A 22,173-nucleotide genomic window follows, 5' to 3' on the forward strand; every position below is an offset into this window, starting at 1 on the left:
CGTGGCTCGACCACACACCCCCGAGTGTTGAGAATGTGTTGGTCCATACCCACCCGCTGAACACAAGTCAGCATCTATCGACGAGTTCTGATCGATAACGCGGGTCTTGGTCAGCCCCGCGATTGATCCCGATCGCCTTGATTCCCTTTCAAGGAAGGATCCGGACTATCAGATTCTGGGCCCGCGCCACGGATCCCCTCCTCCACCAGCCCCACGACGCGCCGCCCGCCCACGCCGATCGCGATCAGGCCGAGCCCGTCGAAGAGCAGCGCGAGGGAGAAGAAGGTGCCCAGCACGTACAGGCTGCTGTGCGGCCAGTCGGCCAGCACCAGAATGCCCAGCAGCAGCCCGAAGGCGCCTTGCACGAGCGTCCAGCCGAACTGCGGGCCGCGCACCACCACGCTGCCCACCAGGCGGAAGACACCGCCGGTGAGGAAGAGCAGCGCGGCGAACATCGTCAGCGCCTCGGCCGTGTCGCCCGGGTGCCGGATGACGACCACGCCCGCCGCGATGTTCAGCGCCGCGACCACCACGCCGAGCCAGAAGAAGTTGCCGTCCCGGGACATCACGGCGTGCGCCAGGCCCACGACGCCGCCGATCAGCAGCAGCCAGCCGAAGAGGAGCATCGAGGTCAGCGTCGCGAAGCCGACGTAGACCAGGCCCACCAGCCCCGCCAGGGCCAGGATCGCGCCGAGGACCGCCAGTCGGCCGAAGCTGCGGCTGAGCTTCCGGCTCTCCTTGCGGCCGAGGTCCTTCTCGGGAATCCGGGGTGCGGCCATCAGCGCCTCCTCGTAGCCCCCTGTCTCGGATCATAGGGTCGCTCCGGCCGGATAGCATCCGGCGCATGGAGCCGGATCCCCACCTGCGTCTCGATGTCGCCGACGGCATAGCCACCGTCACCATCAGCAACCCCGCCAAGCGCAACGCGATGACCGCCGCGATGTGGCGCGCGCTGCCGCCGCTGCTGGGGCGGTGCGCCGCCGATACGGACGTACGGGCCCTGGTGCTGACCGGCGCCGGGGACACCTTCTGCGCGGGCGCGGACATCACCGCGCTCACCGAGGGCGACGAGGCGCCGAAGGGGCTGGCGGTGACGGCCGAGGAGGCCCTGGCCGCGTTCCCGAAGCCGACGGTGGCGGCCGTACGGGGCTACTGCGTCGGCGGCGGCTGCCAGCTCGCCGCCGCCTGCGACCTGCGCTTCGCGGACGAGGAGGCGCTCTTCGGGGTCACCCCGGCGAAGCTGGGCATCGTCTACCCCGCCTCCTCGACCCGACGGCTGGTCTCGCTCGTCGGCCCCTCCGCCGCGAAGTACCTGCTCTTCTCCGCCGAGCTGATCGACTCCGGGCGGGCGCTGCGCACGGGCCTGGTGGACGAGGTCCTGCCGGTCGGGGAGCTGGGCAAGCGGGTAGCGGAGTTCGGGCGGGTGCTCGTCTCGCGTTCGCGGCTGACGCAGTCGGCGGCGAAGGAGTTCGCGGCCGGTCCCGCCGACGCCGGGCGGATCGCGCACTGGGCCCAGCAGGCGCGCGACAGCGGCGACGCCGCCGAGGGGGCCGCCGCCTTTCTGGAACGCCGGACGCCGCAGTTCGGCTGGACGCCCGCGCCCTGACCGGTCGGCGCGCGGGGCCGCGGCCCCGGCGGCCTCGGAACATGCGGCGGCGGACGAAGGCGCCCGGATCAACCGATGAGCGTCGCGGGCGGCCCTCGGAGCCCGAAAGTTGTCCGGAAACCGGCCCGTTCACCCGTCGTTCCGCCGCCGGACCGGGTCCGGCGGTACCGGCATGGCCCGATACTGAAACCGTGACCGACCGGTTGGGCGACCGGCTCGCGACGGCGCGCGAACAGGGCTTCGTCGGCCGCCGCCAGGAGACCGCCGCCTTCCGCGCGCTGCTGACCGCCGGAGACGGCGCGGTGATCTACGTGTACGGCCCCGGCGGCATCGGAAAGACCGCGCTGCTGCACCACTTCGCCCAGCTCGGGCTGCGGGCGGGGCGGCCGGTGCTCCAGCTCGACGCGCGGGAGCTGCGCCCCTACGGCGAGGAGCTGGCGGCGGCGCTGCCGCGCGAGAGCGGCGCGCTGCTGCTGCTCGACAGCGTCGAGGAACTCGTCGCCGAGGAATCCGCCCTGCACCGGGGGCTGCTGCCGAAACTGCCCGCCGGCACCCTCGTCGCCCTCGCCGCGCGCGACGCCCCGCCGCTCCCCCGGCGGCTCGCCCCCGCCTGGCAGGGGCTGCTGCACACCATGCCGCTCACGCCGCTCGACGCGGCGGACAGCGGGGAGCTGCTGCGCCGCCGCGGTGTGCCGGAGCACACCCGGGCCGCGGCCCTCGCCTTCGCCCGCGGCCATCCGCTGGCGCTCGCCCTGATCGCCGACATCACCGCGCAGGGCGCAACCGGAGCGCACCCCGCCGAGTCCCCCGAGGTCGTCCAGGCGCTCCTGGCCAGCCTGCTGGACGCGGTGCCGACCGCGCTGCACCGGGCCGCGCTGGAGGTCGCCGCGCAGGTGCTGGTCACCACCGAGCCGCTGCTCGCGGCGGTGCTGGAGGTGTCCGACGCCCGGCCCTACTTCGAGTGGCTGCGGGCGCTGTCGGCCATGGAGTACGGGCCGCACGGCGTCCACCCGCACGAGCTCGTACGGGCCGCCCTCGACGCGGAGCTGCGCCGGCGCCCCGAGCGGCGGCAGGCGCTGCGGCGCCGCGCCGGCGCGTACTACCAGCGGGTCTTCACGGACGGGGACCCGGCACGGCGGGGCTCCGCGCTGGCCGACTTCGCGTATCTGCACCGGGAGAGCCCGGTAATGGGGCCGCTGTTGTCCCCCGTGACGGGCGGCGCGGCCGAGCCGGCGCGGCTGGACCGGCTCACCGTCGTCCGCGCGCGGGAGGGCGAGCTGGTGCAGGCGTGCACGATCGCCGCGATCCACGAGGGGGCGCCGTCGGCGCGGCTCGTACGGGCCTGGGCGGAGCATCCGGTGTGCGAGACGTACACGGTGTGCGGGCCCGACGGGGTGGCGGCGGGCTTCTACACGCTGCTGGAACTGGGCGCCGGACCGCTGCCGGGGGCGCCCTCGGACCCGGCGGTGACGGCGGCTCGGCTGTGGCTGGCCGGACGGCTGCGTGGCGGCGAGACGGCGCTGCTGGTGCGGTTCTGGATGAGCCGCGACGACTACCAGGACGTCTCCCCGGTGCAGACGCTGATCACGCTGCGGCTGACCCGGCACTATCTGACCGATCACCGGCCCGCGGTGACGCTGCTGCCCTTCGCGGACCCGGGGTTCTGGGAGCCGGGCTGCGCGTACGCCGACTTCGCCCGGCTGCCCGCGGCGGACTTCCGCAGCGGCGGGCGGACGTACGGGATGTTCGCGCACGACTGGCGCCGCACGCCGCCGCTCGCGTGGCTGGAGCTGCTCACCGAGCGGGAGCGGGCAAAGGACCCGATGGCGGTCGCGGCGCCCCGGCCCCCGGAGGCGCTGCGGGTGCTGGCCCGGGACGAGTTCGCGGACGCGGTGCGGGCCGTGCTGCGCGGGCTCGGCCGGCCGGACGGGCTGCGGGACTCGCCGCTGCTCGCCACCCGGCTGGTCGCCGCGCGGTGCGGCGAGGGGGCGGACGACCGGCGGCGGGCGGCGGCGCTGCGGCAGGCGTTCAACGAGGCGGCGGCGGTGCTGGAGGGCTCGGCCGCGGACCGGCGGGCGTTCCGGGCGCTGCACCATACGTACCTGCGCCCGGCGGGCTCCCAGGCGCGGGCGGCGGGGCTGCTGGGGCTGCCGATGACGACGTACCGCAGACATCTGGCCGCGGGGGTGGGGCGGCTGACGGACCTGCTGTGGCGTCAGGAGCTGGACTCCACGGAGGGCTGAGGACGGAGGCGGGGGCCGGGCGGGGGTCCCGTACATGCGTCACCGGGTGGGCGTGTGGTGCCCGCGCGCGCTGCGGCGCCGCCGCCCCGGCGGCCGTCAGCCGGCGGCCCGCAGTTCGGCGACGATGTCGGCCGGGGCCTTCTGCGGTGAGCCCGCGTCGTACGGGGGCTGCGGGTCGTACTCGATGCGCAGCTGGATCGACTGGGCGACCCGGTCGCCCGCGATCCGGCCGGCCAGGGTCAGGCCCATGTCGATGCCGGAGGAGACGCCCGCGGCGGTGACGTATTTGCCGTCGGTGACCACGCGCTCCCCCGTGGCGCGCACGCCGAAGGAGGCGAGCCGCTCCAGTTCGAGCCAGTGCGAGGTGGCGCGGCGGCCCGTGAGCAGCCCGGCCGCGGCGAGGATGAGGGAGCCGGTGCACACGGACGTCGTCCAGGTGCTGGTGGCGTCCGCGGTCCGCAGCCAGTCGCGGACGGCCGGGGACTCGCGGGGGCCGCTCGTGTCGTGGGCGCCGGGCACGACGATGACGTCCGGCGCGGGCACGTCGTCGAGGGCCGCTTCGGCGAGGAGGCCGAGCCCGCCGCTGTCGTTGCGTACGAGGCCGGGCCGCTCGGCGACGAAGACGGTCCGCGCGTCCGGCAGGCGGCTGAGCGTCTCGTACGGGCCGATGGCGTCGAGGGCGGTGACGCCTTCGTAAAGAAGGATGGCTGTCTGCATGTCCGGCTCTCCTCTTGAGGTGGTTGTCTCGGGCGGGGTTCAGGCGGCGGGCTGGGCGCTAAACCGGCGGCGGTACTCGGCGGGCGCCGCGCCCAGGGCCCGCAGGAAGGCGCGGCGCATCGCCTCGGGGGTGCCGTAACCGCAGGCGCGGGAGATCTCCTCGATGCCGTCGGCGGTGTCCTCCAGCAGGCGGCGGGCGGCCTCCAGGCGGACCTGGTCGACGTAGCGGCCGGGGGCCACGCCGACCTCGGCCTGGAAGGCGCGGGCGAAGTGGCGGGGCGAGAGGTTCGCGCGCCGGGCGAGGGCCTCGACGGTCAGGTCCGCGCCGGGACGCTCCGTGATCCACTGCTGTACGTCCCGCAGCGGGCGGCGCTGGGCGGTCTGGGCGGCGAGCTGGGCGCTGAACTGCGTCTGGTTGCCGGGGCGGCGCAGGAAGACGACGAGGTGGCGGGCGATCGCGAGCGCGGCGTCCCGGCCAAGGTCCTCCTCGACCAGGGCCAGCGCGAGGTCGATGCCCGAGGTGATGCCGGCGGACGTGGAGACCTTGCCGTCGCGCACGAAGATGGGTTCGGGGTCGACGTGGACGGCCGGGAAGCGTTCGGCGAGCGCGGCGCACTGCGACCAGTGGGTGGTGGCCCGGCGGCCGTCGAGCAGGCCGGCCTCGGCGAGCAGCAGCGCGCCGGTGCACACGGAGACGATGCGGTCGGCGGCCGGGGCGCGGCGGCGCAGCCAGTCCACGAGGCGGGGGTCCGGGGCGCGGGTGCCCTGGCCGCCCGGCACGAGGAGGGTGTGCGGGGTGCGGACACCGTCCAGCGAGGTGTCGGGGGTGAGCGTGAGGCCGCTGGAGGTGCGTACGGGCGTGCCGTCGAGGGAGGCGGTGCGGATGCGGTACGCGGCGGGCCGGTCCGCGGCTTCGCGGGCGCCCGCGAAGACTTCCAAGGGGCCGGTCACGTCGAGGCTCTGTACGCCGTCGAAAAGGACGATGAGCACGCTGTGCTGGGACGTCATGGCACCATGCTGCGCGGGCCGCCCGATGGCCGCAATGACGGGTTCCCCACCTTTTCTGCCATTGACGTCCCCTGTTGCTGAAGGGGCTGGTGGGGCTAGCTTTGCGCGCATGGACTTGGAGCTCACGGGTTGTGCGGCGCTGGTGACCGGCAGCAGCGGCGGCATCGGGACGGCGATCGCGGTGCGGCTGGCGGCCGAGGGGTGCGACGTCCTGGTGCACGGGCGGGACGCGGCGGCCGCGGCCAAGGCCGCCGAGGAGGTCGCGCGGCGCGGCGTGCGGGCCGAGGTGGTGCTCGGGGACCTGGCCGAGGAGGGGGCGGCCGAGCGGATCGGGGCCGCGGCGCGCGCCTTCGGGGCGCGGATCCTGGTCAACAACGCCGGGCCGTTCAGCGAGCACGACTGGGACAGCGCGGAGCCCGCCGACTGGGCGGCGGCGTTCGACGGCAATGTGCTCTCGGCGGTGCGGATGACCCGGGAGATGGTGCCGTCGATGCGCGAGTGCGGCTGGGGGCGGGTGATCAATGTGGGGAGCAGGGCGGTGACGACGCCGCTGCCCAACATGGTGGAGTACTCCGCCGCGAAGGCCGCGGTGGTGAACATGACGACGAGCCTGGCGCGGCACCTCGCCGGGACCGGGGTCACCGCGAACTGCGTCAGCCCCGGCGTGATCATGACGCCGTCGCTGCGGTCGATGTTCCAGGAGCGCGCCCGGGCCCGCGGCGAGGACGACGGCTGGGGCCGGCTGGAGCCGGAGGTGACATCGCGGTACGCGCCGAATCCGGTGGGCCGGCTGGGGCGCCCGGACGATGTCGCGGCGGCGGTGGCGTATTTGGCCGGCCCTGTCGCCGACTACGTCAACGGCATCAATCTGCGGGTCGACGGCGGCATTACGAACACTCCGTAGCGCGGAACGGCGACGGTGTCGGGCACACTCCGCGGAGAGGAGGGCCCGGGCCGTTCCACCCGTACCGACCAGTCGGTAACCTGCTCCGTATGACTTCTCTGCCGGAGCGCGCCGGACGCCGCTGCTACAGCCCCGTCAACACCTTCCACTCCATGATCTATTTCTCGCCGGACCTCGCCGCGGAGCTCGCCGCGCTCGGCATCGAGGACTCCCGAGCCGCGTACTTCGCGGGGCGCGGCGCGGCCTTCGGCCGGGTCGGCGCGGGCGTCATCACCGCGTCCTTCTTCAACTTCAGCCACGAACTCATCGCCCGTCACGTGCCGCGCGTATGGGACACCGCCTCCCCCGAGGACGTGCTCGCCGCCCGGCTGCGCGCCGTCGACTCCACGCTGCGCCGGCTGCTCGGCGACGAGGCCCTCGCCTCGGCGGAGATGGCCGAGGCCGCCGAGCTGGCGCGGCGCGCGACCGAGGCGTGCAGCCGCGCCGCCCGCCCGCTGTACGCGGCCCACGCCGACCTGCCCGTGCCGGACGCCCCGCACCTCGCCTACTGGCACGCCGCCACGCTGCTGCGCGAGCACCGCGGCGACGGCCATCTGATGACGCTGGTCGGCGCCGGGCTCGACCCGCTGGAGGCGCTCGTCAGCCACACCGCGTCCGGCCGCGGCATGAACCCGGAGTGGGTGCTGTCCACCCGCGGCTGGACGGACGCCGACTGGGCGGCGGGCCAGGACCGGCTGCGCGAGCGCGGACTGCTGGACGCGGACGGGGAGTTGACCCCGGCGGGCGTCGCGCTGCGCGCGGAGCTGGAGGACGAGACGGACCGGCTGGACGCGGCCCCCTACGAGCACCTCGGGGCGGCCGGCGTCGCCCGGCTCACGGAGTTGGCGGGCGGCTTCGCGAAGGCCGCCGCCACCGCCGGCGCCTTCCCGGCGGACCTGCTCGGCAGGGGCTGACCACCGCACCGCTCCGCGCTGTCGGGGGCACCTGCCACAATGCAGGTCACAGCTCAGAGAGAAAGCGGAGCGTGATCGTGACGACGTCGATCGAAGGCAGGATCGCCGAGGAGCTCGGCGTGCGGGAGCGGCAGGTGACGGCGGCGGTCGAGTTGCTCGACGGCGGCTCGACCGTGCCGTTCATCGCCCGCTACCGCAAGGAAGCGACCGAGATGCTCGACGACGCGCAGCTGCGTTCCCTGGAGGAGCGGCTGCGGTATCTGCGGGAGCTGGAGGAGCGGCGGACCGCGATCCTGGAGTCGGTCCGCTCGCAGGGCAAGCTGGACGAGGCGCTCGAAGCACAGATCCTCGCCGCCGACTCCAAGGCCCGGCTGGAGGACGTCTACCTCCCCTTCAAGCCCAAGCGGCGCACCAAGGCGCAGATCGCCCGGGAGGCGGGTCTTGAGCCGCTGGCCGACGGCCTGCTGGGCGATCCGGGCGTGGAGCCGGCCGCCGCCGCGGCCGCGTTCGTGAACGCCGAGGCGGGCGTCGCGGACACGGCGGCGGCGCTGGACGGCGCGCGCGCCATCCTCACCGAGCGGTTCGGCGAGGACGCCGACCTGATCGGCGAGTTGCGCGAGCGCATGTGGTCGCGGGGGCAGGTGGCCGCGAAGGTGCGGGAGGGCAAGGAGGAGGCGGGCGCGAAGTTCGCCGACTACTTCGAGTTCTCCGAGCCTTTCACCCAGTTGCCCTCGCACCGGGTGCTGGCCATGTTCCGGGGCGAGAAGGAGGAGGTCCTCGACCTCTCCCTGGAGCCGGAGGAGCAGGAAGGGCAGCAGGACGGCGTCCCGAGCGCGTACGAGCGGACGATCGCGCGCCGCTTCGGCATCGCCGACCGGGGCCGGCCCGCCGACAAGTGGCTCGCCGACACGGTGCGCTGGTCCTGGCGGACCCGGATCCTGGTGCACCTCGGGATCGACCTGCGGCTGCGGCTGCGCCAGGCCGCCGAGGACGAGGCCGTGCGGGTCTTCGCCTCCAACCTGCGTGACCTGCTGCTCGCCGCCCCGGCGGGCACGCGCGCCACGATGGGCCTGGACCCCGGCTTCCGTACGGGCGTGAAGGTCGCCGTGGTCGACGCCACGGGCAAGGTCGCCGCCACCGCGGTGATCTACCCGCATGTGCCGCAGCAGAAGTGGGACGCGTCCCTGGCGACGCTGGCCGCGCTCGCGCGCGAGCACGACGTGGAGCTGGTCTCGATCGGGAACGGCACCGCGTCCCGCGAGACCGACAAGCTCGCCGCCGACCTCATCGCGGCCCACCCGGAGCTGAAGCTCACCAAGGTGATGGTCTCCGAGGCCGGCGCCTCCGTGTACTCGGCCTCGGCCTTCGCCTCGCAGGAGCTGCCGGACATGGACGTGTCGCTGCGCGGCGCCGTGTCGATCGCGCGGCGGCTCCAGGACCCGCTCGCCGAGCTCGTCAAGATCGACCCCAAGTCGATCGGCGTCGGCCAGTACCAGCACGACCTGTCCGAGGTGAAGCTCTCGCGCTCCCTCGACGCGGTCGTCGAAGACTGTGTGAACGGCGTGGGCGTGGACGTCAACACCGCGTCCGCACCGCTGCTCTCCCGCGTCTCGGGGATCGGAGCGGGGCTGGCGGAGAACATCGTCAGCCACCGCGACACCAACGGCCCCTTCCGCAGCCGCCGCGCCCTCAAGGACGTCTCCCGGCTCGGCCCGAAGGCGTACGAGCAGTGCGCGGGCTTCCTGCGCATCCGCGGCGACGACCCGCTGGACGCGTCCAGCGTGCACCCGGAGGCGTATCCGGTGGTGCGGCGCATGGTGAAGTCGGCGGGCAGCGAGGTGGCGGCCCTCATCGGCAACACGACGGTGCTGCGGTCGCTGCGGCCCGCCGAGTTCGTGGACGACTCGTTCGGTCTGCCCACGGTTACGGACATCCTCAAGGAGCTGGAGAAGCCGGGGCGCGACCCGCGTCCCGCCTTCAAGACGGCGACCTTCAAGGAGGGCGTCGAGAAGATCGGCGACCTCGCGGCCGGGATGACGCTGGAGGGCGTCGTCACCAACGTGGCGGCCTTCGGGGCGTTCGTGGACGTCGGCGTGCATCAGGACGGTCTGGTGCATGTCTCGGCGATGTCCAAGACGTTTGTGAAGGACCCCCGTGACGTGGTGAAGCCGGGCGACATCGTGCGCGTCAAGGTCATGGACGTGGACATCCCGCGCAAGCGGATCTCGCTGACGCTCAGGCTCGACGACGAGGCGGGGGCGCCGTCCGGTGGCGGCCGCTCTTCCGGCGCGGGCGCGGGCGGCGGTGCGGGCTCCGGCGGCTCGGGCTCCGCCAACTCCGGCCCCGGCAGCCGTCCGAAGGTCGGCGGTCAGCGCGACCGGTCCTCGCAGCCGCGCCAGAGCGGCGGCGGGCGCGGCGGCTCAGGTGGACGCGGCGGCTCGGGCAGCGGCCGTGGCCCGGCGCCGGCCAACGACGCCATGGCCGACGCGCTGCGGCGCGCCGGTCTGCTCGGCAAGGACAACGGCGGGCGCTGAACCGCGCCGGGCCCGCGAAGGGCCGGGGTTGCGTGGAGGGCCGGGCGCGTGCGCCCGGCCCTCCGGTGTCTGTGGCACCGGAGCGTACGGCCCGCGCGGTCACGGTACGTGCGTGGCGGCGCGGATGGCCCGCGTGGCGGCGGCGCTCCGGGGGCGACGGCGCATCCGGCCGTCGCGCATGTCGCGCATACGGTCCGCGCGACGGCGGGCACGTACGGCCGCCCGTACCGCCGTGCCCGCCGGACAGCCCGAATCCGCCCGGACGCACCCGTGCTGACGGTCCGTCAGCGCTCGGTGGCGCGGCCCTCCACGACCTCGATGCGGCGGGTGGTGTGGACCGCGTCGAGCATGCGGCGGTCGTGGGTGACCAGCAGGAGCGTGCCCTGGTACGAGGCCAGCGCCGACTCCAACTGCTCGATGGCCGGCAGGTCCAGGTGGTTGGTGGGCTCGTCCAGGACGAGCAGGTTCACCCCGCGCGCCTGGAGGAGGGCGAGCGCCGAGCGGGTCCGTTCACCCGGCGAGAGGGTGGCGGCGGAGCGCAGCACATGCGTGGACTTCAGGCCGAACTTGGCCAGCAGCGTACGGACTTCGGCGGGCTCCAGCTCGGGAACGGCCGCCTCGAACGCGTCCAGCAGGGCTTCCTGGCCGTGGAACAGCGCGCGGGCCTGGTCCACTTCGCCCACGACGACCCCCGGCCCCAACGCCGCCGCCCCCGCGTCCAGCGGCAGCCGGCCGAGCAGCACCGCCAGCAGCGTCGACTTCCCGGAGCCGTTGGCGCCGGTGATGGCCACCCGGTCGGCCCAGTCGATCTGGAGGTCGAGCGGGCCGAGGGTGAAGGACCCCCGGCGCACTTCCGCGCCGCGCAGGGTGGCCACGACCGCGCCCGAGCGGGGCGCGGCGGCGATCTCCATGTGCAGCTCCCACTCCTTGCGGGGCTCCTCGACCACATCCAGCCGCTCCAGCAGCCGTTCGGTCTGCCGGGCCTTCGCGGCCTGCTTCTCGGTCGACTCGACGCGGGTCTTACGGGCGATCTTGTCGTTGTCGGGGGCCTTGCGGCGGGCGTTGCGGACGCCGTGTTCCATCCAGTTGCGCTGGGTGCGGGCGCGGGCCTGGAGACCGGCACGGGTGTCGGCGTACTCCTCGTACTCCTCGCGCGCGTGGCGCCGGGCGCGCTCGCGCTCCTCCAGATAGGCCGCGTAGCCGCCGCCGAAGACGTTGACCTGCTGCTGGGCGAGGTCCAGCTCGACGATCCTGTGCACAGTGCGGGTCAGGAACTCGCGGTCGTGGCTGACCAGGACCGTACCGGCGCGCAGCCCCGTGACGAACTCTTCGAGCCGGGCGAGGCCGTCCAGGTCGAGGTCGTTGGTGGGCTCGTCGAGCAGGAAGACGTCATAGCGGCTGAGCAGCAGGGAGGCGAGCCCGGCGCGCGCCGCCTGGCCGCCGGAGAGGCTGGTCATCGGCCGGTCGAGATCGACCTTCAGCCCGAGGGAGCCGGCGGTCTCCTCGGCCCGTTCGTCGAGGTCGGCCGCGCCGAGCGACAGCCAGCGCTCCAGCCCGGTCGCGTAGGCGTCGTCCGCGCCCGGCGCCCCCTCGACGAGCGCCTCGGTCGCGGCGTCGAGCGCTGCCTGGGCCTCGGCCACGCCGGTGCGGCGGGCCAGGAAGCCCCGTACGGTCTCCCCCGGCCTGCGCTCGGGCTCCTGCGGCAGATGTCCTACGGTCGCGCCGGGCGGACTCAGCCGCAGCTCGCCCTCCTCGGGCACGTCGAGCCCCGCGAACAGCCGCAGCAGCGTCGACTTCCCCGCTCCGTTGGCTCCGACGAGCCCGATCACCTCGCCGGGCGCGACGACGAGGTTCAGCCCGGAGAAGAGGGTGCGGTCGCCGTGTCCGGCGGCGAGGTCCTTGGCGACGAGGGTGGCACTCATAAGGCACATGACTGTATCCGGTGCGTGCCGTCAGCCGAAACGGATATCGCCCGGGCATGGGCGGGGCGCCGTGGCCGGTGCCGCACCGCGCTGGAGCGCACGGTGTGCGATGCCGGGGCGGGCCCTGGCCCCGTACGGGCCGTTACTCGGTACGAGCCCGTCCCTCGGTACGGTCGGCCGTCGTCGACGGGCGCCGGGTGTCCGCAGGTCAGTGGGCGTCCGCCGTTCAGTCGGCGTCCTGTGGGGACGGTGCGACGGCCGTCACGAGGACGTTGCCGCTCGTGCGGGCGACGACGAAGGAGCCGGGCCGCGCGGCCCCCGCGGCGAGGGCGATCCGGTGGCGGCCGGGTTCCAGCTGCCCGTCGAAGAGGTCGTACGCCCTGGGGCGGAGCAGGCGGTCGACGCGGTAGCCGAGCAGCCGCACCCGGCAGGGGGCGGCCACCTCGACGTCCGCCTCCGCCGCCCGACCGCTGCGGTGCGCGGTGAGCCGGACCAGTCGGCGCTGCTCGCGCGGGCCGCGGTCCAACGCCTCCTCGATCTGCGCGACGAGCAGCCCGACGATCGGCGCGAGGCCCTCCACGAAGACGGCGTCGGACCCGGCGGCCTCGAAGGCCGCGCGCACGTTGGCCCGTTCGCCCTCGCCGACCGCCTGGCCGAAGGCCACGGCCCCGTACGTGCGCAGCTCGTCCGGGAGCGCGCCGGCCGCGTCGCGGGTGATCTCGGCCCCGATGCCGGTGCCGCGCAGCGCGGCGGCGAGCTTGGCGAGGAGGGCGACGCGCTGCCCGACGAGCAGCACGCGGCGCGTGGGCGCCTCGTGCCCGCCGTCGGCGAGCAGCCGTTCCAGCTCCTCGCGGTACTCCTCGCCGCGGAAGCGGAACGGGCCGACGCCCGCGTAGCCGTTGCGCTCCAGGTCCGGTGTCGTATCCGTCTGCCAGGCGAAGTCCCGCCAGACGATGTCGGGGCCGTCGCGCTCGATGACCGCCGTGACCGCGCCGCACTCCAGCCCCTCGCACTCGGGGCAGCCGTAGATGACGAAGCGGCCGTCCGCCGGCGGCGCCTCGGCCTCCAGCAGCAGCCGTCGCACCTCGCTGGTGAAGATCGACGGCCCCAGGTCGGACGCGAGCGGCGAGACCGCGTCGACGTCGGTGAGGCGCAGGAGCAGCGGTCTGCCGTCGACGATGAAGTCGAGGAAGTCCCGGTGGAGCTGGTAGGCGCCGTTGGCGAGCACACCTCCGGTGCGTGTCGCCGGCGCCAGCCCGAAGGTGACGTACTCCGCTGCCATGCCCCGAGTATTCCCACGCACGCACCGGTCTGCCCCCGGCAGCGCACATTCCGTATCCCGCACCCGTGGGGCGCTCCGCGGGCGCCCAGCGGATAGCGTCCGGGTATGACTATCGATGCGATCGTGATCGGCGGCGGGGTCATCGGTCTGACCACCGCCATCGTGCTGGCGGAGAGCGGACGCCGGGTCGAGGTGTGGAGCCGGGACGCGGCGGCGGACACCACGTCGGCGGTGGCCGGCGGGCTGTGGTGGCCGTACCGGATCGAACCCGAAGAGGCCGTCGGCGTCTGGTCGCTGCGGTCGCTGGAGGTGCAGAGCGAGCTGGCCGCGGACCCCGACGAGACGGGCGTGAGACTGGTCGACGGGGTGCAGGGCGGGCTGGACATCGCGGAGCTGGGGCCCTGGGCGCGCGAGGTGCGGGGGCTGCGGCCCTCGCGGGCCGAGGAGTTGCCGCACGGCTACGCGAGAGGGCTGCGGGCGCGGGTTCCGATCATCGACATGCGCAGCCATCTGGCCTATCTGCGGCGGCGGTTGGAGGCGTCGGGGGGTACGGTCGCGGCCCGCGCGGTCTCCTCGCTCGCGGACGCCGGCCGGTCCGCCCCGACCGTGGTGAACTGCACGGGCCTGGGCGCGCGCGACCTGGTGCCGGACCCCGGGGTGCACCCCGTGCAGGGGCAGATCGTGGTCGTCGAGAATCCGGGCATCGCCGAGTGGTTCGTGGCCGCGGACCACTCGGCGGCGGACACGATGTACGTGCTGCCGCAGCCGTACGGGGTCGTGCTCGGCGGCACGGCCCGCGAGGACGTGTGGGACCGCGAGCCGGACCCGGCGACCGCCGCGGCGATAGTGGCCCGTTGCGCGCGCGTCCATCCGGGGCTGGCGGACGCGCGCGTCGTGGAGCACCGGGTGGGGCTACGGCCCGCCCGTGCCCAAGTGCGTCTGGAGGCAGAGGAGTTGCCGGGCGGTTCCCGGCTGGTGCACAACTACGGACACGGCGGCGCGGGCATCACCGTGTCCTGGGGCTGCGCCCGGGAGGCCGCCCTGCTGGCGGGCGGCTGACTCCCGGCCGGGCCGCGGCGGCGGGCCGCGGTGGCACAACGGCCTCATACGGCTTTCACGCGCTGACCGGTTCGCGCCGCCCGCCACGGCCCTCGGCACGCCGGACGCCGGACGCCCGGCCACCCCCTCCGCTCGGAAGTCGGAAGGGGACGTGGCGCGGGCGCCCGTATGACGTCGCCGGGTCGGCCGGGCGCGGCTTCGCCCGTGGGGGCCCTTCGCGGGGTCAGTCCTTCTTCGCCATGGCCGATTTCACGTCGTCGAGCACGGCCTGTGCGGCGAGCGGGCCGCCGGAGCTGTTCCAGGCCGAGCCGTCGATCACCACGACGTGGTGCTTCGCGACAGCCTTCAGCTTGTCGAAGTTGGGCACCCCGCCCGCCTCCTTGAGCCCCTTCTCTCCCGTGGCCTTGTCGCCGAGGGCCCCGAAGAACAGCCAGTCGCCGTCGATGGAGTCGAGCCGCTCCAGGCTCACGGGCTCGCTGTGGCCGGAGCTCTCGCCCTGCTGTCCCTTGGGGCGGTTCAGGCCGAGGGCCGCGAGGGTGTCGCCGACGTGGCCCTTGCCCTTGCCGACGACGGAGGGCGCGCCGTTCTGCCAGCGGATGACGCTGGTGACGGTTCCGGCGTTGCCGCCCAGCTTCGCCTTCACGTCCTTGACCTGCGTGTCGAACCCGGACAGCAGCTTCTCGCCGTCGGCCTTCCTTCCGAGGGCGTCCGCGGTGGCGGTGAAGGCGTCCTTCCAGGGGGCGTTGAGCTTGGCGGTGAGCACGGTGGGCGCGATGCCCTTGAGCTTGTCCTGGACGCGCTTGGCGCCGACGGTCTCGTCGAGCAGGATGAGGTCGGGCCGCATGGCGGAGAGCTTGTCGAGGTCCGGCTCGGCGACATTGGCGACGATCTTGGCGGACTTGGCCTTCTCGGCGAGGTAACTGGCGACGCCGGACTGGCCGCGGCCGCTGGTCGCGCCGATCGGCTGCACCCCGAGGGCGAGCGCGGCGTCTAGGGTCGGCTCGCTGAGCGTCACCACCTTCTTGGGTGCGGCGGGCACCTCGACCTTCTTGCCGTTGGCGTCGGTGACGGTGCGCTTGTCGGAGCCGCCGGCCTTGGCCCGCGCCCCGTCCTTCGAGTCGCTGCCGCAGCCGGTGAGGGCGAGGCTGCCCGCTATGGCGGCGACGAGCAGGGCGGCGGTTCTGCGGAACTGCATGGGTGTTGCTCCTTGGCTGTACGTGGCGTCTGTAGAGGGCTGCACGTGGGGGGCTGCATGCGGGGGCTGCATATGGGGGCTTGCATATGGGGGGCTTGGGGTACCGGCCGTCCACGGCCGGTCGATGGGCCCAGGCGGACCGGGAAGTCCTGGAGGCCCGGGATCAGGGACGGCCCTTGGGGCGGCCGAGCAGGTTGACGAGGCCCTCGGCGAGCGCCACGGACCAGCAGACGTAGTCGTGGCCGCCGTTGAAGTCCGAGCCGCTGACGTGGTAGCCCCGGGTGCGCAGGGCGGCGCGCAACTCGCGGGTCTGTTCCAGCATTCCCCACTCGTGGAGCCCGACATCGAGGTGCAACCGCAGCTCGCGCGGGGCGCCTTCGGTGAAGCGGCGCGTCATCCACGTCGTGGGCCCGGCGTGTTCGTCGGCCGGGTGCCACCACAGCGAGGAGGACTGGGCGAGCACCTTCCCGAAGCGGTACGGCGCGGAGTACCCGGTGTACAGCGCGGTGAGCCCGCCGAGGCTCTGGCCCGCGATGACGGTACGGTCCGGGTCGTCCGTCACGGGCAGCCGGTCCGCCGCCCAGGGCAGCAGTTCGGCGGCGAGGAAGTCGACGTACGCCCGGTTTCCGCCGAACTCCCTTGTGCGGGTGGGGTTGTCGACGGCGTGCGGGGCGAGCACGGTCAACGGCGGGATGGCGCCGTCGGCGATGAGGTTGTCCAAGGTGGCCTCGATGCCCATCTGACCGAACCACATGTCCCCGTCGAGCAGGACGAGCGTGTCCGTGACGTCGCCGGGTACGGGCGGCGCGTACACCCACACCTCGCGCTCCGAACCCAGTACCGCGCTCGCGACACGGCGCCGGCGCACGGTCCCGCGGGCGACCTGGTCGCGCCGGGCCTCCCACCGCCGGGCCGGGGCGGCGGGCAGTTCGAAGGCGGAGCTGGGCCGACCGTGCCAACGGGTGGGCACCGTGCGGGGGTTGTGGGGGTCGCGCACGGCGGTGTCGGCGAGGCGGTCCAGTTCGGACCGTGCGAACCCGGTGGTGTCGGGGGCGATGCGGTACGAGCCGCGGTGGTCGGCGCGGAGCCGGTAGGTGAGGTGCCAGACGTCGGTGCCGGGCAGCCAGCGCATGAGGCTGGCCGCGAGGTCGCAGCGGTCCAGGAGCCGGTTGACGAGGAGCAGCACCTGCCGGGTCTCGGTGTCCCCGCGCCACAGGAAGGTGACGGCCCGGTGCTCGGGGTCGCCTTCGATCGCCTCGGTCATCGGCGTGCCGGCCGCTTGCGCCTCGGCCCAGAACCCGCCGAGCACGGCGCCCCGCTCGTTCCAGGACCGGGCCGCCGCCATCTCCCGCGCGAGCCGCCCGAGCCGGGGGCTCTCGACGGTTTCCACGGGCACGGGCCGAGGTGAGAGGGGCGGCTTGCCGGCGCCCGCGACGGGCCGTCCGGCCATGACCGCGACACCGGTCCCGGCCGCCGCCGAGGAACCCGGGAGGGGCGCCCCCGCGCCCGCACCGCGGCCCGCGCCCGCACCGCGCCCCGCGCCCGTACCACGGCCTTCGACCGGGCCGGGCGACGCGCCCGCAGACGCGACGGCCCCGTATCCGCCGGCCGGTAGGGGGCCGGACGAACCGGCCGCCGCCGCGCCGGGACCGGCCGAGTCCGGCCCCATCAGGCCCGGGCCCGCCGGGCCGGAGCCTCCCACCCCGAACGTCCAGCCGTACCCGCCCGTCATCGATGCCTGCCCTGCGTCAGCGCCGGCTCCACGAGCCGGGCGGCCGTCTCGGACGGGCTCGGCATGGCGGCCATCTCCTCCGCCGTCTCGCGCGCGGCGTCCCGCAGGGCGTCGTCCTCCAGGAGCCGCTGGATCAGCTCCCGGTCCGGGCCGGGGCCGTCGGGGCCGTCGGAGCCGGGGACCAGGCCGCAGCCCCGGGTGCGTACGGCCGCCGCGTTGGCCGGACGGTCGGCGCCCTCGCCGAGGACGATCTGCGGGAGGCCCGAGTCGAGGGCGGTGAGGGTGGTGCCCGCGCCGCCGTGGTGGACGACGGCGTCGCTGGCGGCGAGCAGCGCGCCGAGCGGTATCCAGTCCACGGCGCGTACGTTCTCGGGGAGCGGGCCGAGCGCGGTGAGGTCGGCGCCGCCGAGGGCGAGCACGAACTCGGCGTCGGTGGCGCGGGCCGCGTCGATCACCCACTGGAGGGGCGAGACGCCGTCGACGACGGGGCGCACCGTGCCGAGGGTGACGGCGATCCGGGGGCGTTTGCGGTCCTCGAAGAGCCAGTGCGGGAGGGAACTGCCGCCGTTGTAGGGGACGTAGCGCATCGGTCGCATCCGCGGTTCGGCGGCGACGCTCATGCTGGGCGGGGTGACGTCCAGCCAGGCGGCGATCGGGGCGGGGCCGTCGAGGCCGTGGCGGGCGTAGCCGTCGGCGAGCGCGTTGTTCATCATGCCGACGTGCCGGCCGGTGTGGCCGAAGCCGACGGCGTGCAGGACGGACGGCACGCCGAGCCGGGCTGCGACCAGCTGTCCGACGACGCCGTTCGGGGTGTGCACGACGAGGTCGGGGCGCCACTGGCGGCCGACGTCGACCATGGTGTCGGCCATTTCGTCGCTGAAGAAGGAGAACCCCTTCCCCTTGGGCGGCACGCCGTGCTCGCCCGGGGACGGCGGTTTGCGGTCGCGACGCTTCTCCATGTCCGCGTACAGGGCGTCGGGGTCGATGCCCGGCGCGCAGTCGACGACCGGGAGGCCGGCGTGCGCGGCGTGCCCGGCGGCCGCTCCGCAGGTGCCCACGAGGACGTCGTGGCCCGCGGCGCGGAACGCCTGGGCGAGCGGAACCATCGGATAGAGGAGCCCGAAGAAGGGCGGTCCGGCGAACAGGACACGCATCGACAACCTGCTTTCCTCCCCGACGCACCGTCATATGACCTGCCGGGAAGGGGTGATGACGTCCGGAGGCGTAGAGCGGTGCACACAGGGCGAGTGTGGCCGAGGTCACACGGAGAACGTGGCGACCTTTACTTAGGTAAGCCTAAGCTAATCACGTGCCCAGCAGCTCAACAACATCCCCCGGCTGGATACGCAGGCTCGGCGCCGCGTGCCGCCTCCACCCTCGACTTCTTCTCGCAGTAGCACTGAGTTCCGTTCTGGGAACGGGACTTGAGGCCATCGGCCCGCTCCTCGCCCGGCTCGGCGTCAATGACGCCGTCGCCGGGAACACCGGCCGCATCGGCTGGCTGGCGGTCGCGCTCGCCGCGCTCGCGCTGGTCCAGTTCGGCGCGGAGTTCACCCGCCGGTACGCCGCCGGCAAGCTCGCCCTGGGCGTCCAGCACCAGCTGCGCACGGAGGTCTTCTCCTCCGTGCAGCGGCTCGACGGGGTCAAACAGGACGCCCTGCGCACCGGCCAGGTCGTCTCACGTGCCAACAGCGACCTCCAGCAAGTGCAGATGATGCTCGGCATGCTGCCCATCCCGCTGGGCACCAGCGCGCTCTTCCTCGTCGCCGTCGGCGCGATGCTCTGGCTCTCCCCGCTGCTGACGCTCGTCGCGCTGACCGTCGTGCCCGCCACCGCCTGGGTCGCCGCCCGCAGCCGCGCCCGGCTCGTCCCGGCGACGCGCGCCGCGCAGGCGGGCGCGGCCGAGATCGCCGAACACGTCGAGGAGACCGTCACCGGCGTCCGGGTCGTCAAGGGGTTCGGACAGGAGGAGCGCGAGACCGACCGGCTCGCGCGGGCGGCCCGCGCCCTGTTCGGCCGCCGGGTGCGCGTCTCCCGCATCCAGGCCACCGCGACCGCCACCATGTCCGCGCTCCCCGCGCTCGGCCAGGTCGGGGTGCTCGCGCTCGGCGGCTGGCTGGCCCTGCGCGGCAGCGTCGACCTCGGCACCTTCCTCGCCTTCGCCGCCTACCTCGCGCTGCTCGCCGGGCCCGCCCGCCTCTTCGCGAGCTTCCTCGTCACCGCGCAGCAGGCCCGCGCCGCCGCCGAGCGCGTCTACGAACTCGTCGACGCCCAGCCCGAGATCACCGAGGCGCCCGACGCCCGCGAGGTCCCGGCCGGCCCCGTGGGGATCGAGCTGCGGGACGTACGGTTCGGGTACGCGCCCAGCGACCCGGTCCTGGACGGGACATCACTCGCGGTGCGGCCCGGCGAGACGCTCGCGCTCGTCGGACCGTCCGGCTCCGGCAAGTCCACCGTCTCCCTGCTCCTGGCCCGCTTCTACGACCCCCAGCACGGCTCCGTCCGCGTCGGCCCGCCCGGTGCGAACACCGACGCCCGCGAACTCACCCTCGCCTCCCTGCGCTCCACGATCGGCGTGGTCTTCGAGGAGCCGTTCCTCTTCTCCTGCTCGATCCGGGACAACATCGCCTACGGCCGCCCGGACGCCACCGACGAGCAGGTACGGGCCGCCGCCGAGGCCGCCGAGGCGCACGGCTTCGTCTCCCGGCTGCCCGACGGCTACGCCACCGAGGTCGGCGAGCGCGGGCTGACCCTCTCCGGCGGCCAGCGCCAGCGCGTCGTCCTGGCCCGCGCGCTCCTCGCCGACCCGCGGGTCCTCGTGCTCGACGACGCCACCTCCGCGGTCGACGCCGTCACCGAAGCCGCCATCCAGGCGACGCTGCGCGCCGTCACCACCGACCGTACGACCCTGCTGATCGCCCACCGCCGCTCCACGCTCGCCCTCGCCGACCGCATCGCCGTCCTGGACGGCGGGCGCGTCGTGGACACCGGCACCCAGGCCGAACTGATGGAGCGCTGCACGCTCTTCCGCGAACTGCTGGCGGGCCCCGGCGACACGATCGACACGCCCGTCATCCCCACCGAGCGCCCGGCTGCCTCCGGCATCACCCCGGAGCTGTGGCCGGAGCCCGCCGCCGACGACACCCCGCGGCCGGCGGACGAGCCCACCGACGACCCCCTCCTCGACGAGCGCGAACTGCGCGCGCCTGACCCGGAGTTCAGACTCCGCAGCCTGCTGCGACCGGTGCGCGCGGCCCTGCTCCTCGGCCTCGCCCTGGTCGCCGCCGACTCCCTGGCGACCATCGCGCTGCCCCTGCTCGTACGGCACGGCCTGGACGCCGGCGTCGGCGCGGGCAGCGGCCGGGTGCTGGCCACCACCGCCCTGTTCGCCCTCCTCGTCGTCGCGGGCGGCTGGGCGGCGCTCAGCCTCCAGGCGCGCGTCACCCGGCGGGCCGGGGAGCGGGTCCTGTACGGGCTGCGGATCCGCACCTTCGCCCAACTCCAGCGGCTGGGGCTCGACTTCTACGAGCGCGAGCGCGGCGGCCAGATCATGACGTGGATGGTCAACGACATCGACGCGCTCTCCGCGTTCCTCCAGACCAACCTGCTCACCGCCGTCGCGTCGCTCGCCACGCTGTGCGCCGCCGTCCTCGCGATGCTCGCCGTCGACGTGTCGCTCGCGCTCACCGCGCTCGCCCTGCTGCCGCTGGTCGCCATCGCCACGGCCGTCTTCTGGCGGCTCTCCTCGGCCGCCTACACCGACGCCCGGCAGCGCATCGGCGAAGTCAACTCCAGCCTCCAGGAGAACGTCACCGGGCTGCGCGTCGCCCAGGCGCAGAACCGCGAGGGGCACACCGCCGAGGCGTTCGGGAAGCTCTCCGAGAGCTACCGCACCGCCCGGCTCAAGGCCCAGCGCTACGCCGCCGTCTACTTCCCGTGCATCAATCTCACCGCCGAACTCTCCAAGGCCCTGGTGCTGCTGGTGGGCGCGGGCTGGGTCGCGGACGGCTCGCTGAGCCCCGGTGTGCTCGTGGCCTTCATGCTCTACCTGGGCATGTTCTTCGCCCCCGTCCAGCAGCTGTCCCTCGCCTTCGACAGCTACCAGCAGGCGTCCGTCGGGCTGCGCCGCACCGTGGAGCTGCTGCGCGTACCGGCCTCCGTACCGACCGCCGAGGACCCCGCTCCCGTACCGGACCGGCTGCGCGGCGAGGTCGAGCTGTGCGACGTCACCCACCGCTACCCGGGCGCGGAGCGGCCGTCGCTCGACGGCGTCAGCCTGCGCGTACGGTCCGGCGAGACGGTCGCGCTGGTCGGCGCGACGGGCGCGGGAAAGTCCACCGTCGTCAAGCTCCTCGCCCGCTTCTACGACGCGAGCGAGGGCCGGGTCCTGGTCGACGGCGCGGACATCAGGGAGTACGAGCCGTCCGCGTACCGCCGGCTGCTGGGCGTCGTGCCGCAGGAGGCCCACCTCTTCACCGGCGACATCGCCGCCAACGTGCGGTACGGGCGTCCGGACGCCGATGATGGCGAGGTCGAGGCCGCGGTGCGGGCGGTGGGCGCGCTGCCCGCCGTGGCCGCCCAGCCGTACGGCTTCCGGCAGCCGGTCGGCGAGCGCGGCGCGAGCCTGTCCGCCGGGCAGCGGCAGCTGATCGCGCTGGCCCGCGCCGAGTTGGTCGCCCCCGGGCTGCTCCTCCTCGACGAGGCGACGGCCGCGCTCGACCCGGCCACCGAGCAGAGCGTGCTCGACGCCGGGGACCGCCTGGCCACCGGCCGTACGACCATCGTGGTCGCGCACCGGCTCGCCACGGCCGCCCGCGCGGACCGGATCGTCGTCCTCGACGACGGCCGGGTCGCCGAACAGGGCACGCACGACGCGCTGGTGGCAGCGGGCGGCGCGTACGCCCGGCTGTGGCAGCACCACACGGCGACCACCGGCGGCGTTGGTGCGGCCGGCGCCGAAGACACCGCGAACACCGCGACCGACACCGCGTCCGCCCCCGTCACCCAAGGATGATGAC

At 74.4% G+C, this 22,173-nt stretch carries 15 protein-coding genes; 7 read left to right on the forward strand and 8 right to left on the reverse strand.

What is annotated here, in order from left to right; translation table 11 throughout:
• Window positions 1–110 precede the first annotated feature (110 nt).
• Window positions 111–779 (reverse strand): HdeD family acid-resistance protein, encoded by a 669-nt coding sequence (locus AC07AB_RS05305; RefSeq protein WP_478560324.1) that lies wholly within the window; start codon window positions 777–779, stop codon window positions 111–113.
• Window positions 780–844: 65 nt separating this feature from the next.
• Between AC07AB_RS05305 and AC07AB_RS05310 the strand changes: the two genes are divergently transcribed.
• Window positions 845–1,606: an enoyl-CoA hydratase/isomerase family protein gene (locus AC07AB_RS05310; protein ID WP_478560327.1), complete on the forward strand. Its 762-nt coding sequence runs from the start codon at window positions 845–847 to the stop codon at window positions 1,604–1,606.
• Between the two features lie 191 nt (window positions 1,607–1,797).
• Window positions 1,798–3,849 (forward strand): ATP-binding protein, encoded by a 2,052-nt coding sequence (locus tag AC07AB_RS05315; RefSeq protein ID WP_478560330.1) that lies wholly within the window; start codon window positions 1,798–1,800, stop codon window positions 3,847–3,849.
• Between the two features lie 96 nt (window positions 3,850–3,945).
• On the opposite strand, the gene AC07AB_RS05320 is transcribed toward AC07AB_RS05315, so the two are convergent.
• Window positions 3,946–4,566, reverse strand: a complete 621-nt coding sequence (locus AC07AB_RS05320) for a DJ-1/PfpI family protein (RefSeq protein ID WP_478560333.1) — start codon at window positions 4,564–4,566, stop codon at window positions 3,946–3,948.
• A 39-nt stretch (window positions 4,567–4,605) separates the two neighbouring features.
• Entirely contained in the window at window positions 4,606–5,574 is a 969-nt protein-coding gene (locus AC07AB_RS05325) for a GlxA family transcriptional regulator (protein WP_478560336.1), read from the reverse strand.
• 109 nt (window positions 5,575–5,683) lie between these two features.
• Between AC07AB_RS05325 and AC07AB_RS05330 the strand changes: the two genes are divergently transcribed.
• From AC07AB_RS05330 to AC07AB_RS05340, 3 genes are all read left to right on the forward strand, one after another.
• Complete coding sequence (locus tag AC07AB_RS05330; protein ID WP_478560339.1) at window positions 5,684–6,478, forward strand: SDR family NAD(P)-dependent oxidoreductase; 795 nt, start codon at window positions 5,684–5,686, stop codon at window positions 6,476–6,478.
• An 89-nt stretch (window positions 6,479–6,567) separates the two neighbouring features.
• Window positions 6,568–7,431, forward strand: a complete 864-nt coding sequence (locus AC07AB_RS05335) for an SCO6745 family protein (RefSeq protein WP_478560342.1) — start codon at window positions 6,568–6,570, stop codon at window positions 7,429–7,431.
• Window positions 7,432–7,508: 77 nt separating this feature from the next.
• Window positions 7,509–9,965, forward strand: coding sequence for a Tex family protein (locus AC07AB_RS05340; RefSeq protein WP_478560345.1), 2,457 nt, complete (start codon window positions 7,509–7,511; stop codon window positions 9,963–9,965).
• Window positions 9,966–10,249: 284 nt separating this feature from the next.
• Here AC07AB_RS05340 and AC07AB_RS05345 read toward each other — a convergent pair whose 3' ends face one another.
• Together AC07AB_RS05345 and AC07AB_RS05350 are read right to left on the reverse strand one after the other, a co-directional pair.
• Entirely contained in the window at window positions 10,250–11,887 is a 1,638-nt protein-coding gene (locus AC07AB_RS05345; RefSeq protein WP_478560348.1) for an ABC-F family ATP-binding cassette domain-containing protein, read from the reverse strand.
• Window positions 11,888–12,113: 226 nt separating this feature from the next.
• Window positions 12,114–13,169: an oxidoreductase gene (locus AC07AB_RS05350; protein ID WP_478560351.1), complete on the reverse strand. Its 1,056-nt coding sequence runs from the start codon at window positions 13,167–13,169 to the stop codon at window positions 12,114–12,116.
• A gap of 105 nt (window positions 13,170–13,274) precedes the next feature.
• Between AC07AB_RS05350 and AC07AB_RS05355 the strand changes: the two genes are divergently transcribed.
• Complete coding sequence (locus AC07AB_RS05355; protein WP_478560354.1) at window positions 13,275–14,228, forward strand: FAD-dependent oxidoreductase; 954 nt, start codon at window positions 13,275–13,277, stop codon at window positions 14,226–14,228.
• 223 nt (window positions 14,229–14,451) lie between these two features.
• On the opposite strand, the gene AC07AB_RS05360 is transcribed toward AC07AB_RS05355, so the two are convergent.
• The 3 genes from AC07AB_RS05360 to AC07AB_RS05370 all read right to left on the reverse strand — a co-directional run bounded on the left by AC07AB_RS05360 (window position 14,452) and on the right by AC07AB_RS05370 (window position 18,309).
• The gene (locus AC07AB_RS05360; RefSeq protein ID WP_478560357.1) at window positions 14,452–15,423 is read right to left on the reverse strand and encodes an ABC transporter substrate-binding protein; all 972 of its coding nucleotides are present in this window, start codon (window positions 15,421–15,423) and stop codon (window positions 14,452–14,454) included.
• A gap of 163 nt (window positions 15,424–15,586) precedes the next feature.
• Window positions 15,587–16,819, reverse strand: a complete 1,233-nt coding sequence (gene fes, locus AC07AB_RS05365) for an enterochelin esterase (RefSeq protein WP_478560360.1) — start codon at window positions 16,817–16,819, stop codon at window positions 15,587–15,589.
• 332 nt (window positions 16,820–17,151) lie between these two features.
• A complete protein-coding gene (locus tag AC07AB_RS05370) occupies window positions 17,152–18,309 on the reverse strand; it encodes a nucleotide disphospho-sugar-binding domain-containing protein (RefSeq protein ID WP_478561560.1) in 1,158 nt (385 codons plus the stop codon).
• A 155-nt stretch (window positions 18,310–18,464) separates the two neighbouring features.
• Between AC07AB_RS05370 and AC07AB_RS05375 the strand changes: the two genes are divergently transcribed.
• Window positions 18,465–22,169: an ABC transporter ATP-binding protein gene (locus AC07AB_RS05375; protein ID WP_478560363.1), complete on the forward strand. Its 3,705-nt coding sequence runs from the start codon at window positions 18,465–18,467 to the stop codon at window positions 22,167–22,169.
• The last annotated feature ends 4 nt before the right edge of the window (window positions 22,170–22,173 follow it).

Source organism: Streptomyces sp. NPDC044033, from assembly GCF_056434425.1.

Excerpts from the sequence above, each read along its gene's own strand:
- AC07AB_RS05305 (WP_478560324.1), bottom strand. The coding sequence starts at position 779 with ATGGCCGCACCCCGGATTCCCGAGAAGGACCTCGGCCGCAAGGAGAGC.
- AC07AB_RS05310 (WP_478560327.1), top strand. The coding sequence starts at position 845 with ATGGAGCCGGATCCCCACCTGCGTCTCGATGTCGCCGACGGCATAGCC.
- AC07AB_RS05320 (WP_478560333.1), bottom strand. The coding sequence starts at position 4,566 with ATGCAGACAGCCATCCTTCTTTACGAAGGCGTCACCGCCCTCGACGCC.
- AC07AB_RS05325 (WP_478560336.1), bottom strand. The coding sequence starts at position 5,574 with ATGACGTCCCAGCACAGCGTGCTCATCGTCCTTTTCGACGGCGTACAG.
- AC07AB_RS05330 (WP_478560339.1), top strand. The coding sequence starts at position 5,684 with ATGGACTTGGAGCTCACGGGTTGTGCGGCGCTGGTGACCGGCAGCAGC.
- AC07AB_RS05335 (WP_478560342.1), top strand. The coding sequence starts at position 6,568 with ATGACTTCTCTGCCGGAGCGCGCCGGACGCCGCTGCTACAGCCCCGTC.
- AC07AB_RS05345 (WP_478560348.1), bottom strand. The coding sequence starts at position 11,887 with ATGAGTGCCACCCTCGTCGCCAAGGACCTCGCCGCCGGACACGGCGAC.
- AC07AB_RS05350 (WP_478560351.1), bottom strand. The coding sequence starts at position 13,169 with ATGGCAGCGGAGTACGTCACCTTCGGGCTGGCGCCGGCGACACGCACC.
- AC07AB_RS05355 (WP_478560354.1), top strand. The coding sequence starts at position 13,275 with ATGACTATCGATGCGATCGTGATCGGCGGCGGGGTCATCGGTCTGACC.
- AC07AB_RS05360 (WP_478560357.1), bottom strand. The coding sequence starts at position 15,423 with ATGCAGTTCCGCAGAACCGCCGCCCTGCTCGTCGCCGCCATAGCGGGC.
- AC07AB_RS05370 (WP_478561560.1), bottom strand. The coding sequence starts at position 18,309 with ATGCGTGTCCTGTTCGCCGGACCGCCCTTCTTCGGGCTCCTCTATCCG.